We start from the raw sequence: 14,283 nt of genomic DNA on the forward strand, positions 1-14,283 counted from the left end.
CACGGGCATGTCGGCCGAGTGAAGAAAGGACATCCGGTAAGTCTTGTGTCCTTTCTTCGTATTCGTCGGGGTCGGTTACCTAGGGCAGCGTCCGACCCCTACGCCCCGGGGTGCCGGGGCGCTGTCCTTAGCTACACCCGCTTGTCGCGCCACAGGTGTTGCATTTCATGCAGGTGCCGTTGCGCACCAGCGTGTAGTTTCCGCATTCGCCGCAGGGATCGCCCTCGTACCCCTGCATCTTGGCCTTCGTGCGGGCGTCCATGCCGGTGGCCACCGCCGTTTCGGCTGCCGGTGCTTCGAAGGAAGCTGCCGGTTCAGCCATGCCGTTCACCTCGACCTGACCGGCGTTGAACACCGCCAGATCTTGCGGCAAGCGCTTGCGCAGATAACCGGTGGAGCTGATTTGTTTCAGCACTTCCAACGACCTGGACGCGGCTGTTTCGCTGATTTCCGAAACGTTCGAGACACTCTCGTCTTCGCCCCGGCCCAGATCATCGAAGGTTGCGCCTTCGGGTTTCACATGGGCCAGATCGGTACGATCCAGATAAGACACGGCCAATTCGCGGAAGATGTAATCCAGGATCGACGTCGCGTTCTTGATCGAGTCGTTGCCCTGCACCATCCCCGCGGGTTCGAACTTGGTGAAGGTGAAGGCGTCCACGAATTCTTCCAGCGGCACGCCGTATTGCAGACCAACCGACACGGCGATGGCAAAGTTGTTCATCATCGCCCGGAAGCCAGCGCCTTCCTTGTGCATGTCGATGAAAATCTCGCCCAACTGGCCGTCTTCGAACTCACCGGTGCGCAGATAGACCTTGTGGCCACCGACGATTGCCTTCTGGGTATAGCCCTTGCGGCGATGCGGCAGTTTCTCGCGATGGCTGCGGATGATCTCTTTGACCACAACCTTCTCGATCACCTTCTCGGCCAGAACGACGGCCTTTTCCTGCGCCGAGCCGCTTTCCAGCACCTCTGCCGCCTCGTCGTCATCCTCGACCAGTGCTGCCGCCAGGGGTTGCGACAGTTTCGAACCGTCACGATAAAGCGCGTTGGCCTTCACACCCAGCGACCAGCTGAGTTCATAGGCTTTCTGACAGTCTTCGATGGTCGCGTCATTCGGCATGTTGATCGTCTTCGAGATCGCACCCGAAATGAAGCTCTGTGCCGCCGCCATCATGGTGATATGACTGTCAACACCAAGGAAACGCTTGCCTTTTTTTCCGCACGGGTTGGCGCAATCAAAGATCGAATAATGCTCTTCCTTCAGATGCGGCGCACCTTCCAGTGTCATGGTTCCACAGACGTGATCGTTGGCCGCGTCGATATCCGCCTTGGTAAAGCCCAGATGGCGCAGCAGGTCGAATGTCGGGTCATTCAGCTTGGTCGCCGGGATGCCAAGAACGCCGGTGCAGAAATCCTCGCCCAGCGTCCACTGGTTGAAGACGAACCGGATATCGAAGGCGCTTTCCAGCGCCGCGTCCACCTTTGCCAGTTCATTCGGGCCAAAGCCGTGACCGGTCAGCGAGGTGTGGTTGATCCCCGGCGCGTTGCCGATGGTGCCGTGACCAACGGCATAGGACACGATCTCTTCGATCTGCGACGAGGAATAGCCCAGCTTTTCCAGCGCCGATGGCACCGAGCGGTTGATGATCTTGAAGTAACCGCCACCGGCCAGCTTCTTGAACTTTACCAGCGCAAAGTCAGGCTCGATCCCGGTGGTGTCGCAATCCATCACCAGACCGATGGTGCCGGTTGGCGCGATCACGGTGGCCTGCGCGTTGCGATAGCCGTTTTTCTCACCAAGGCTCAGCGCCTCATCCCAGGCCGACATGGCCAGATCGACCAGACGCTTGTCCGGGCAGTTGCCGTGATCCAGCGGCACCGGCTTGACCGCCAGTTTCTCGTAGCCGTCAGTCACGCCCTGCGCCGCACGGCGGTGGTTGCGGATGACGCGCAGCATATGCTCGTCGTTGCGTTCATAGCCTTTGAACGGGCCAAGCTCTCCGGCAATCTCAGCCGATGTCGCATAGGCCACGCCGGTCATGATCGCGGTCAGCGCGCCACAGATCGCCCGGCCTTCGTCCGAGTCATAGCTGTATCCCATGTTCATCAGCAGACCGCCGATATTGGCATAACCCAGTCCCAGGGTGCGGAAGTCATAGGACAACTGCGCGATTTCCTTCGATGGGAATTGCGCCATCGTTACCGAGATTTCCAGCGTCAGGGTCCACAGGCGCGAGGCATGCATGTAATCCGCCGCCTGGAACTCACCATCCTTGAGGAAGGTCAGCAGGTTCATCGAGGCCAGGTTACAGGCCGTGTCATCCAGGAACATGTATTCCGAGCACGGGTTCGAGCCGCGGATCTCGCCATCTTCGGGGCATGTGTGCCACTCGTTGACCGTATCATGGAACTGGATGCCCGGATCGGCGCAGGCCCATGCCGCATGACCGACCTTTTCCCACAGATCACGCGCCTTGACCACCTTGGCCACCTTGCCGTCGGTGCGGTTGATCAACTCCCAATCGGCATCCTTTTCAACCGCCTTGAGGAACGCATTGGTCACGCGGATCGAGTTGTTCGAGTTCTGGCCCGAAACCGAGCTGTACGCCTCTGAATCCCAGTCTGTATCATAGGTCGGGAACTCGATGCTGTCGTGGCCCTGCTTGGCATAATCCAAGACGCGCTTGATGTAAGTTTCTGGGATCGCGACCTTTTTCGCTTCACGAACCGCCTTCTTCAGCGCGTCGTTCTTGTTCGGATCATAGGCGTCATCGGCAGATCCATCCCAAGATCGGATGGCCTCGAAAATGCCGTTCAGCATCTTCTCGTGCATCTTCGATCCGGCAACGATCGAGGCCACCTTCTGTTCTTCGATCACCTTCCATTGGATGAATTGCTCGATGTCCGGGTGATCCGCATCGACGATGACCATCTTTGCTGCCCGACGGGTCGTTCCGCCTGATTTGATCGCGCCGGCGGCGCGGTCGCCGATCTTGAGAAAGCCCATGAGGCCCGAGGACTTGCCGCCGCCCGACAGCGCCTCGCCCTCTGCGCGCAGATGGCTGAAATTGGTCCCGGTTCCCGAGCCGTATTTGAACAGGCGCGCCTCGCGCACCCACAGATCCATGATGCCGCCTTCGTTCACCAGATCATCATCGACCGACTGGATGAAGCAGGCATGCGGTTGCGGATGTTCGTAGGCCGATTTGGATTTGGTCAGCTTGCCGGTCTTGTAATCGACATAGTGGTGCCCCTGCGCCGGGCCATCGATTCCATAAGCCCAGTGCAGGCCCGTGTTGAACCACTGCGGTGAGTTCGGCGCCGCGCGCTGGGTCGCCAGCATAAAGCGCATCTCGTCGAAATAGGCGCGCGCATCTTCCTCGGTCGAGAAATAGCCGCCCTTCCAGCCCCAATAGGCCCAGGCTCCGGCCAGACGGTCGAACACTTGCTTCGACGATGTTTCTCCTACGAACTCGGCGCCTTCTGCGGGAACCGAGCGCCACAGAAACTCGGGAACATCTTTTTCCTTCACTTTCTTGAGCTTGGTGGGCACGCCCGCCTTGCGAAAGTATTTCTGCGCAATCACATCACTTGCGACCTGCGACCAGCTGGAGGGGACTTCGATGTCATCCAGACGAAAAACGATTGTGCCGTCCGGATTTCTGATTTCAGACGTTGCAGACACAAAATTCAGTTCCGCATAGGCGTCCTGATCCGGTTTGGTGAATTTTCTTTCAATCTTCATGTCCGCAGCCCTGGTTAATACAGCTCAATTTCCGATTCCCGACACCAAATCTTGTGTTGCGGGGTGTCGCCCACAACGCCCTGAGACGCGCGCAAAAAGGTACTGTTCGCTGTCTGAGACAGCGCAAAGCCGCAAATGCGACCGCACGTAAAACGATTGTGCTTTTCCGACCCTCGCCCGCTGCCTTTTCCGGATTATACACCAGATATTGTGGCAATCTCGTTGGCCCATACAATTTGACGTATGTTCCCATAGAAGGTCAACGCCCTTTTTCGGTCATTTTCCAAATCTTTTTTGTTGACCTGATGGTTGCGTAAAGTCTTCTGCGCGCAGGCCGCGATTCCTCCACAGCTTCATCCACGGCGTATTTCCGCCGATGTTTTGAATTCTCAAAATGAATTCCCGTTTTTACCAGCATAGTTATCGGTATTTGATCAACCAATGACATGCTGGTTACCCTGAAGGGGAATCAATACCGCCCAGGCAAACTGTCCCGCACCGTGTGCCGAACGGTCTACCGACGAGCGAGGGAGCTCAAGCGAATGAAGTTGTTTCATTTTGTCCCGGCCACAGCCTTCATCGTGGCGTGCGCACCACAGGATGTGCCCATCCCGTCACGCAGCGCACAGTTCGACTCCTTCCCTCAACGACTGTTCGATACGTTCGAGACCAGCTGCTCGGGCCCAGGCGAGTCTTTCAGGAAAACCGGGAACCAAATCTTTGAATGCAGTGAGTTCCTGCCCCCAAAGGCCACAGCTTATTTGATTCTGAACTATGACGGTCATCCGCAGGACCTGCCCCAAAGCGTCATGCGCCTGACGTCGACGAAGACAAGCGCAGGGTATCGCGTGGACGCGCGTGTTTTCTTCCACGTCCCGCAAAAAACCGGTGCGGCCGTCGAAGTTCCGGTTGAAAGCAAGCTTCTGAACCAAGCCATCAGCGAGCTCTACCAGTCAATGGGTGGCTCGCCGAATTAGCTTGATGGAAATGGTCGGGGCGGCAGGATTCGAACCTACGACCCCCTGTACCCAAAACAGGTGCGCTACCAGACTGCGCCACGCCCCGGACCGTGCGCCTTCCTAACGATGCCGTTCTGATTTGAAAAGCCCTAACAGGGCCAAATTGCAGGTCCTTGCGAAAAAATTTCGTGCTTCATCTGTGTCCCGGGCCCGATGGAGTAGCGCGCGGACAATCCTGCATTGATTTCCAGCACCGCAAATACGGAATCGCCCCCTTCAATCGCCGTAAGATCACCCGGAATCGCCCCTTCATGCACACGAGTCACCAAACCGGTGCGATCCAGAAAAATCATATCCAGCGGGATCAGGGTGTTCTTCATCCAGAAGGCAACAGGCTGCGGCGGGTCAAACACGAACAGCATGCCGGATCGGGTCGGCAACGATTCGCGAAACATCAAACCGCGGGATCGCTCTTGCGGTGTAACGGCGATTTCCACGTCAAATTGCACCGTCGCACTGTCATTTCTGAGCGTGACACGGTCGGATCTGCATGCGGCAGCGGCAACTCCTGCCCACAACGTCAAGAATATGGTCAAGAGTATCCGAAGCCGTTTCATCCGGTTCAGCTGTCCAAAGCCGCTTCCCAGGCCAGAACCTGCGCGGCCATCCGACCCCGCTTGCCGTCGATCACCCTCATGGCCAGTGCTTCACCTGGTTGCAGATCGGCAAGCCCCGAACGGCGCAACACCTCGATATGAAGGAATACGTCTTCGCCGCGCCCGAAGACATTTGCAAATCCGAAACCTTTGCCCTTGTCGAACCATTTCACCCGTGCGGCTTCCAGCGGCGCTTCTGCGATGACCTCCGGATCCAGCTCGGCGAAATCAGCAAGCATCATCGAGTCGGTCCGCGCCGGCGGATCAATCGCGATGACCTCGACCGCCTGAACCCCCCGGTCCGTGCGGTGCGTCATGATTTCAATGCTGGCACCGTCTGCGACCGAGCTCTGGCCGTAGTTGCGCAGAACATTCACATGCAACAGAATATCCGGGCCGCCCTCTTCGGACACAACAAAGCCGTACCCCTTGGCAGGGTCGAACCATTTTACGTGTCCACGGACGCGGTACATGTTGTTCAGGTCTTCTGGCACGGTTTTCCCATCGCGAATATCAACAGTTCGTTAAGGGTTTGTTGTTTAGGGGAATGGCAGGCAAATTCAAGCTGAAAAAATCGTTTGTTTTCTGCTTGTTGCATTTCACGACACGTGAACGTCATGGATTCAACCTTTCAACATGCCATGCCGATCCCGGCTCAATTCGTTGCCATCTGAACCGATCATGCAAGCGGAACGCTCCATCGGCCCAGAACTCAATCTCGGTGGGCGTCAATCTGTACCCGCCCCAAAATGGCGGACGCGGCGGATTTGGCCCTAGTTTCGCCGTCACTTTCGCGACTTCTGCCATCAAAGCTGTCCGGCTCGAAAGCGGTTGCGACTGCTTTGAAGCCCACGCGCCCAGCCGGCTTTTCAATGACCTTGATGCATAATACTCATCTGCCTGGGGCCCGTTTTCACGACTTATTGTACCACGAACACGAAGTTGACGCCGCAAAGATTTCCAATGCATCACAAATGCAGCTTTTCCGGCGGTGTCCAGTTCTCTGGCCTTGGCGCTTTCGTAGTTTGTATAGAAAACAAACGAGTCCGCTTCGATTTCCTTTAGCAACACCATGCGTGCATTGGGCAAGCCATCCGGGTCAACGGTTGCAAGCGCAATCGCGTTCGGGTCGTTCATTTCGGTTTCTTCAGCCTCAGCCAACCACCGGGCCGCTATTTCAAACGGATCGGAGCCAGCAAAGATGCCATCACGCTCGGTCATTTCCATCCCCTGGAAAGTATTAACGACGAACCTAAGGCGAGAACCCGCTGCGGGCAAGAGCGCACGGCCTTGATGCAACGCAACCAATGGCATAAACCAACTCAACATAACGCGAAGACAGGCGGAGAACCGAACATGTCAAATCAGTTGATGGCCGGCAAACGCGGCCTCATCATGGGACTGGCCAATGACAAATCAATCGCATGGGGAATCGCCCGCGCCTTGTCGAATGCCGGGGCCGAGCTGGCCTTTTCCTATCAGGGCGAGGCTTTGAAAAAGCGTGTCGACCCGCTGGCGGCGCAATTGGGCAGCGAAATCGTTCTGCCCTGCGACGTCAGTGACGAAGCATCCATCGACGCGCTCTTTGCAGCGCTGGAAGAGAAATGGGGCAAGCTGGACTTCATCGTCCACGCCATCGGCTTTTCCGACAAGAACGAGCTGCGCGGTCGCTATGTCGACACCAGTCGCGCGAATTTCAAACTGACGATGGATGTGTCGGTCTATTCTTTCACGGCCGTGATGCAGCGTGCTGAAAAGATGATGTCCGAGGGCGGCAGCGCTGTAACCCTGACCTATTACGGCGCTGAACAGGTCATGCCGCATTACAATGTCATGGGCGTCGCCAAGGCCGCGCTCGAGGCCTCGGTCAAATACCTGGCTGAGGATCTGGGCAAGGATGGCATCCGCGTGAACTCGATCTCGGCCGGTCCGATCAAAACCCTGGCCGCCAGCGGCATCGGCGATTTCCGCTATATCATGAAGTGGAACGAATATAACTCGCCACTGCGTCGGAACGTGACCATTGACGATGTCGGAAACTCGGCGCTGTATCTTCTGTCGGATCTGTCCAGCGGCGTAACCGGTGAAAACCTGCATGTGGATTCCGGGTATCATATCGTCGGCATGAAGGCCGTTGACGCCCCGGACATGGAAAAAGGTTAAGAACATGAGCGCCAAGGACCGCCTGCCCCACGAAAAAGGCTTTCACATCAGCTGGGACCAGATTCATCGCGATTCGCGTGCACTGGCCTGGCGTCTTGACGGGCAAGGGCCCGATGATGGCAACTGGCGGGGTGTTGTCGCGATCACCCGCGGCGGCATGGCGCCTGCGATGATCGTCAGCCGCGAACTGGACATCCGTACGGTGGATACGATCAGCGTGCGTTCGTACCACCATCAGGAACAGGGTGAAGCAGAGGTGTTGAAATCTCCGGACGCCGACCTGATGGGCGACGGAACCGGTATTCTGATCATCGACGATCTGGTCGACAGTGGAAAGACGCTGGAACTGGTGCGGGAAATGTACCCGAACGCGCATTTCGCAACGGTTTACGCCAAACCCAAGGGCCGTCCGATGGTGGATACCTTCATCACCGAGGTCAGCCAGGACACATGGATCTTCTTCCCATGGGATATGGCCCTTCAATATGTCGAGCCGTATCGCGGCACCGATTGATTCCAGAACAGTAGACCGCACATGACGCTCAGCCGTACCGCCGCAACGTTCGCACCTCCGGTGATGGAGGCGCGCCGATGGGTCGAGGGCGTTTCCTTCCCATCCGACCGCCCGTTGATCAACGTAAGCCAGGCGGCCCCGGTCGATCCGCCGCCGCTGGCCTTGCGGCAGGCCATGGCCGAGTTCGCCGTTCGCGAAGACAGCGCACATCTTTATGGCCCGGTTTTGGGCAATGACGATCTGCGCGCTGAACTGGCGGCGCAGATCAGTTCTCACTATGCAGCGCAGGTAGATTCACCCCGGATCGCCATCACTTCAGGCTGCAATCAGGCGTTTTCGGCCGTGATATCGGCGATCACCGGCGAAGCCGATGAGGTCATTCTGCCAACCCCTTGGTATTTCAACCATAAAATGTGGCTGGACATGGCAGGAGTACTGGCCGTGGACCTGCCGACCGGCGATGACCTTCTACCCGATCCAGAGCGTGCGCGCGGTTTGATTACGGACAAGACCCGCGCCATTGCGCTGGTCACGCCCAACAATCCGGGCGGCATCGAATACCCTGCCGAACTTGTCAGGGCCTTTTACAACCTGGCCCGTGAAACCGGGATTCGCCTGATCGTCGATGAAACCTATCGCGATTTCGACAGACGCAGCGGCCCTCCGCATGATCTGTTTCAACAACCCGGATGGGACGAAACGCTTGTCCACCTGTACTCTTTTTCCAAGGCTTATCGTCTGACGGGCCACAGGGTTGGCGCCATCGCGACAAGCCCGGAGCTGTTGTCCGAGGTCGAGAAATTTCTGGATACGGTCGCCATTTGCCCCGGCCAGATCGGCCAGTTCGCTGCGTTGTGGGGTATGCAAAACCTGTCGCAATGGCTGGCAGGCGAGCGCGATGAAATTCTTGACCGCCGCGCAGCCATTGCAGAAGGGATGCCGGCGCTTGAAACCCGGGGTTGGCGGCTTTTGGGACTTGGCGCCTATTTTGCCTATCTCGAACATCCGTTCGACCTGTCGTCAGACGAGCTTGCGCGCCGTCTGGTCAGCGAAGCCGGTGTGCTGCTGTTGCCCGGAACCATGTTCATGCCCGATCATGACCCGGCTGGAAAACGGCAGGTACGCATTGCTTTTGCCAATCTGGATCGGGCCGGGCTGGGCCAATTGTTCGACCGGTTGCAGGACCTGTCCTTCTAAGCTTGCCCCTCGGCGGTGTGCGTCGTATTCAGGGCCGCAACCGACAGGGCAGAACTCTGCCAAAAAAACAAGAGGGCATCATGGCCGCAGGCGCTAAAAGTCTTTCGAAAACCTTTGTCTGGATTCTGATGGGCCTGCTGATGCTGGGCCTTGCGGGATTTGGCGCGGTCAACCTCAGCGGGACGATCCGCACAGTTGCGCAAGTCGGCGACGAAAGCATCTCGGTCGATGACTATGTGCGCGAATTGCAGCGCGAAATCCGAGCGGTCGAAGCACAATCCGGGCAGCCTTTGCAGATGTCGCAAGCGCGCGAGCTGGGTCTGGATCGAAACGCCCTTGCCCGCCTGACCGCTTTGGCAGCGCTGGACAACGAGGTCCGTCAGCTTGGGATTTCCATCGGCGATGAGAACCTTCAGCAAGAGATCATCTCGATCCCGGCATTTCAGGGTGTCAACGGAACTTTTGACCGAGAATCCTATCGCTTTCAGCTGGAACAGGTCGGCATGACCGATTCCGAATTCGAATCCGATCTGCGCAAGGAATCCGCCCGAACCATCGTGCAGGGCGCTATCATGGGCGGCGTGAAAATGCCCGCAACGATGACGGACACGATGGTCGACTACATCGGCGCGCGGCGCAGCTTTACGGTCGCAACTGTCGGGGCGGAAGCACTGGACACACCTGTGGCCGAACCAACGGACGCGCAGATCCAGGCATTCTACGATGACAATGGAGATCAGTTTACCCTGCCCCGCACCAAGCAGCTGACTTATGCGGTTCTGTCGCCTGCAATGTTGGTGGACACGGTCGAAATCGACGAAGACGCGTTGCGGAAGCTTTATGAAGAACGGTCCGACGAATACAACCAACCCGAACGCCGTCTGGTTGAACGTCTGAACTTCCCAAGCGAACAGGCCGCCAAGGACGCTTTGGCGCAGCTCGAGGTTGGCGGCACGACCTTTGAACAGTTGGTTCGGGATCGCGATCTGGAACTGAACGACATCGATCTGGGCGACGTGACGCGTGAGGATCTGGGCGAAGCTGCGGACGCCGTTTTTGCGGCCGAGCTTGACGCTGTCGTGGGCCCGTTGCCTTCGGTGTTCGGTCCGGCCCTGTTCCGTGTCAACGGATCACTGGCCGCGAACAGTGTTCCATATGACGAGGCCGAGCCGGCACTTCGGGAAGAGTTGGCGACTGAACGCGCCCGCCGCCTGATCGAGGCGCAATCCGAAGATATCAACGACATGCTGGCGGGCGGTGCCACTCTGGAAGAACTGGCGGAAGAAACCGAAATGGAACTGGGTCAGATCGACTGGACCCGTGACAGCGACGAAGGCGTTGCGGCCTATGACGGGTTCCGAGCGGCCGCAGAAGCCGTGCAGGAAGGGGATTTCCCTGAAATCGCCTTCCTCGAAGACGGGTCAATTTTTGCCCTGCGCCTGGACGAGGTTCTGCCGCGCCGCCCGGAACCGCTGGAGAGCGCGCGCGACCGTGTCGCCGCGGCCTGGCAACAGGCCGAGACCAACAAAGCCCTGCGGGAAAAGGCGGATGCCATTCTGAACCAACTGGCCACTGACGGTGATTTTGCCGCGACCGGCCTGCCCTTCCGCGTCGAAAACGCCCTGACCCGCACCGCGTTTCTGGATGACGTTCCCGCCGATTTCATGACCGAAGTATTCGCCATGGAACCGGGCGAGTTGCGCGTTATTGGCGGCAATGGTGCGGCCTGGATTGTGCGTCTGGACGAAATCCTGCCGCCGGCGGATACGGATGAACTGCGCCAGTTGCATGATGCCCTGAGCACACAGATGGATCAGGCTCTGGCACAGAATATTTTCAACGCCTACGTACGTGATGCCCAGACCCGGGCGCGCCCCGTCGTGGATCAGCAGGCTCTGAACGCCGTGCAGGCGAGCTTTTAAACGAGACCGATATGGCCCTGACACCCGATTTCGAAACCTTCGCGCGCGCCTATGAAGCGGGCGAAAACCAGGTTGTTTACACACGTCTGGCCGCCGATCTGGACACACCTGTGTCATTGATGCTCAAGCTGACGGGCGCGCAGAAAGACGCGTTCATGCTGGAATCGGTGACGGGCGGTGAGGTGCGTGGCCGCTATTCGATCATCGGTATGAAACCTGATCTGGTCTGGCGCTGTCGCGGCGAAACATCTGAGCTGAACCGCTCGGCCCGTTTCGATTCCGAGGCGTTCTCGCCTCAGGATGGTAACCCGATGGACAACCTGCGGGCGCTTCTGGCCGAAAGCCGTATAGAATTGCCCGATGACTTGCCGCAGGCCGCTGCCGGGCTGTTCGGGTATCTGGGATATGACATGGTTCGGCTGGTGGAACACCTTCCGAATGTGAACCCCGATCCCCTGGGTCTGCCCGATGCGATCATGCTGCGCCCGTCTGTCATCGCGGTGCTGGATGGGGTCAAGGGTGAGGTAACGGTGGTGTCACCCGCCTGGGCCAGTGACGGTCAATCGGCCAAAGCCGCGTATGCGCAGGCGGCTGAGCGTGTAATGGATGCGGTCCGCGATCTGGAACGTGCCATGCCCGCAGAAACCCGCGATCTGGGTGACGCGCGCGAAGTCGCCGCACCGGTGTCGAACTTCACCAAGTCCGGCTATATGAAGGCGGTTGAAAAGGCCAAGGAATACATCCGCGCGGGTGACATTTTCCAAGTTGTTCCGGCTCAGCGCTGGACGCAGGATTTTCCGCTGCCGCCATTTGCTCTCTACCGGTCCTTGCGGCGCACGAATCCGTCACCCTTCATGTTCTATTTCAACTTCGGCGGTTTCCAGGTCGTGGGCGCAAGCCCCGAGATTTTGGTGCGTGTGTTCGGCAATGAAGTCACCATTCGTCCCATCGCAGGCACCCGCCCCCGTGGCGCGACGCCAGAAGAAGACAAGGCGAATGAGCTTGATCTGCTGGCCGACAAGAAAGAACTGGCCGAGCATCTGATGCTGCTGGATCTGGGTCGCAACGATACCGGTCGCGTATCAAAGATCGGAACAGTACGCCCGACCGAAGAGTTCATCATCGAACGCTACAGCCACGTGATGCACATTGTGTCGAACGTGGTGGGCGAACTGGCCGAAGACAAAGACGCGCTGGACGCTTTCTTTGCCGGGATGCCTGCGGGCACCGTCTCGGGCGCGCCCAAAGTGCGCGCGATGGAGATCATCGACGAGTTGGAGCCTGAAAAACGCGGCGTTTATGGCGGCGGCGTCGGCTATTTCAGCGCGGGCGGCGACATGGACATGTGTATCGCCCTGCGCACGGCCATCGTGAAAGATCAGAAACTCTATATCCAAGCCGGCGGTGGCGTCGTCTATGACAGCGATCCCGAAGCCGAGTTTATGGAAACCGTTCATAAATCCAACGCCATACGGCGCGCAGCAGCTGACGCCGCCCGGTTCACCGGGAACGGAAACGGCTAAAAAAACAGGGGCGGCCGATCAGATGATCACCGCCCCTTTTCGTTGCTTTCTGCACTGGTCACTGCACGTTTTTCATCATGACTGCCGAGATCGGAGCCATTGCCACGCGGTTGCCCCGGTCTTCCAGCCCCCACAGCAACAGGGCTGAAATTGTCTCGGGACGCACGCGCCCCAGCATGACCACTGTCCCTTCCTGACCGGCACGGAAAGCGGCCTGATCCAGGAACCTGCGCATGATTTTGGGGTCCTGCCGTGCGCCGTCTATATCGCGGAAAACGACACTGGACGGAATTCCGTTTCGCGCCGCCAGTTTCTGTACGGTGTTGAGCCCATTGTCCTGCGTAATCAGCCCACGACCGGTTCCCGCAGCAATCGCGGCGACCTGATCGGCCAGTTTGCGATTGCCCTGAATCCCGCTGTTCACACCTTCCAGAATACCAACCGTTTCCGGCAGGGTATCCAGCCAAACCGACAGCGACACCTCGGCGTCCTGTGCACTTGCCGCCTCGGGCAGATCCGCCAGTGCCAGCACCTCGAACCCGGCCTTGCGATGGCGTGCCATCTTTTCTGCCGCATCAGGGTCCGATGGGTTCACGGCGAAGCTGATCGGATACGGAAAGTCCTGCAACGCTTCGGACCCGAATGAACCCTCGTCATCAATCAGAATGATCGACATCAGCGGTTTGGATTCGGGGTTTTCGAAATTTGCCGCAAAACGTTCGATCGGCTTGGCCGATTTCGGCTGTTCAGCCGAGGCCTGTTCCACGACGGGTTCATCATCGCGTTCCGTCAACGGTACGACGCGTTTCCCGATGATCGAGCTGGCACTTGCTTTCTGCTCGCCCCCGATCTGGGGCAGCGCAGCGATGCGCGGCAGTTCACGTGGCATGGTGTCTTCATCGCCTTCCACCGCAATCGGGCTGTTTTCAAAGGGGTTCTGTTCTTCGGCCTCTGTCGACTCTGCCTCCGGTTCTGGCGCTGCCTGTGGCAGAGGGTCCGGTTCGGGCGCAAGCGCGGCCATCTCGGTGTTTTCGGGCTCGGCTGGCGGGGCCGGTGTTTCATCAATGACCGCAGGCAGCACATCGTCTGGCTGAATCGCGGGAACCTGACTTGGCTCTGGCAGGGCGGCGGGTGCTTCGATCACGAATGACACTTCATTTGCATCTGCTGATTCCGGTTGGATCAATTCGTCCGTTGCGGCGCCGACAACTGGCTGGGAATCGACTGATGTTTCCAGACCCGACAGATCGGCAAGATCCTCGCTGGCGTCATCGGCGGCTTCTGGCGCACGCGGGGCCAGTTCCACCAGATCGGCGTCAGAACCGGCCTCAGCCACTTCAGCCGGAGCTTCGGGCGTTTCAGAAATCGTCGGTGCCGGTGCTTCGGTTGCGACAACCGGGGTATTCACCATCGGCGTCTTGAGAGACACGACCGCGCCCAAGATCAAAACAACGATCGCGCCCGCGACCATTCCTCCGAAAAATCCGCCCATTTTCCTGCCTTTCGCCTCTTTCCTCTGCCTCGTCCAGCTCTGCGCCATCTGGTGTGTCGCTCGGCCAATTGAACGCGTCAGAAACGGTATGTCCTCTTGACGCTGCCGC

General features: G+C 58.4%; 11 protein-coding genes and 1 tRNA gene. 6 read left to right on the forward strand and 6 right to left on the reverse strand.

Features of this window, described 5'->3' with window-relative positions; translation table 11 throughout:
- Positions 1–127: 127 nt before the first annotated feature.
- The gene (locus AC2FF8_RS01270) at positions 128–3,748 is read right to left on the reverse strand and encodes a vitamin B12-dependent ribonucleotide reductase (RefSeq protein ID WP_496878731.1); all 3,621 of its coding nucleotides are present in this window, start codon (positions 3,746–3,748) and stop codon (positions 128–130) included.
- Between the two features lie 542 nt (positions 3,749–4,290).
- Between AC2FF8_RS01270 and AC2FF8_RS01275 the strand changes: the two genes are divergently transcribed.
- Positions 4,291–4,725 carry a hypothetical protein gene (locus tag AC2FF8_RS01275; protein WP_496878732.1) on the forward strand — a complete coding sequence of 145 codons (435 nt, stop codon included), beginning with the start codon at positions 4,291–4,293 and terminating at the stop codon, positions 4,723–4,725.
- An 11-nt stretch (positions 4,726–4,736) separates the two neighbouring features.
- On the opposite strand, the gene AC2FF8_RS01280 is transcribed toward AC2FF8_RS01275, so the two are convergent.
- The 4 genes from AC2FF8_RS01280 to pdxH all read right to left on the reverse strand — a co-directional run bounded on the left by AC2FF8_RS01280 (position 4,737) and on the right by pdxH (position 6,584).
- Positions 4,737–4,813, reverse strand: a tRNA-Pro gene (locus AC2FF8_RS01280).
- A 43-nt stretch (positions 4,814–4,856) separates the two neighbouring features.
- Positions 4,857–5,324 (reverse strand): DUF192 domain-containing protein, encoded by a 468-nt coding sequence (locus tag AC2FF8_RS01285; protein ID WP_496878733.1) that lies wholly within the window; start codon positions 5,322–5,324, stop codon positions 4,857–4,859.
- Between the two features lie 5 nt (positions 5,325–5,329).
- Positions 5,330–5,836: a cold-shock protein gene (locus AC2FF8_RS01290; protein ID WP_174818371.1), complete on the reverse strand. Its 507-nt coding sequence runs from the start codon at positions 5,834–5,836 to the stop codon at positions 5,330–5,332.
- Positions 5,837–5,978: 142 nt separating this feature from the next.
- Positions 5,979–6,584: a pyridoxamine 5'-phosphate oxidase gene (pdxH, locus tag AC2FF8_RS01295; RefSeq protein ID WP_170344157.1), complete on the reverse strand. Its 606-nt coding sequence runs from the start codon at positions 6,582–6,584 to the stop codon at positions 5,979–5,981.
- A 135-nt stretch (positions 6,585–6,719) separates the two neighbouring features.
- On the opposite strand from pdxH, the gene fabI reads away from it, so the two are divergent.
- The 5 genes from fabI (at position 6,720) to trpE (ending at position 12,682) form a co-directional block, all read left to right on the forward strand.
- The gene (fabI, locus tag AC2FF8_RS01300; protein WP_170344156.1) at positions 6,720–7,526 is read left to right on the forward strand and encodes an enoyl-ACP reductase FabI; all 807 of its coding nucleotides are present in this window, start codon (positions 6,720–6,722) and stop codon (positions 7,524–7,526) included.
- 4 nt (positions 7,527–7,530) lie between these two features.
- Positions 7,531–8,040, forward strand: coding sequence for a xanthine phosphoribosyltransferase (gene gpt, locus AC2FF8_RS01305; RefSeq protein WP_170344155.1), 510 nt, complete (start codon positions 7,531–7,533; stop codon positions 8,038–8,040).
- Positions 8,041–8,061: 21 nt separating this feature from the next.
- On the forward strand, positions 8,062–9,237 hold the full coding sequence (locus tag AC2FF8_RS01310; RefSeq protein ID WP_496878734.1) for an aminotransferase: 1,176 nt from the start codon (positions 8,062–8,064) through the stop codon (positions 9,235–9,237).
- Positions 9,238–9,317: 80 nt separating this feature from the next.
- A complete protein-coding gene (locus AC2FF8_RS01315) occupies positions 9,318–11,159 on the forward strand; it encodes a peptidylprolyl isomerase (RefSeq protein WP_496878735.1) in 1,842 nt (613 codons plus the stop codon).
- An 11-nt stretch (positions 11,160–11,170) separates the two neighbouring features.
- Entirely contained in the window at positions 11,171–12,682 is a 1,512-nt protein-coding gene (gene trpE, locus AC2FF8_RS01320) for an anthranilate synthase component I (RefSeq protein ID WP_496878736.1), read from the forward strand.
- Positions 12,683–12,740: 58 nt separating this feature from the next.
- Here the strand turns inward: trpE and AC2FF8_RS01325 are convergent, their stop codons facing one another.
- On the reverse strand, positions 12,741–14,174 hold the full coding sequence (locus tag AC2FF8_RS01325) for a divergent polysaccharide deacetylase family protein (protein WP_496878737.1): 1,434 nt from the start codon (positions 14,172–14,174) through the stop codon (positions 12,741–12,743).
- Positions 14,175–14,283: the final 109 nt, after the last annotated feature.

The sequence above is a fragment of the Ruegeria sp. YTSA144 genome (assembly GCF_059610125.1).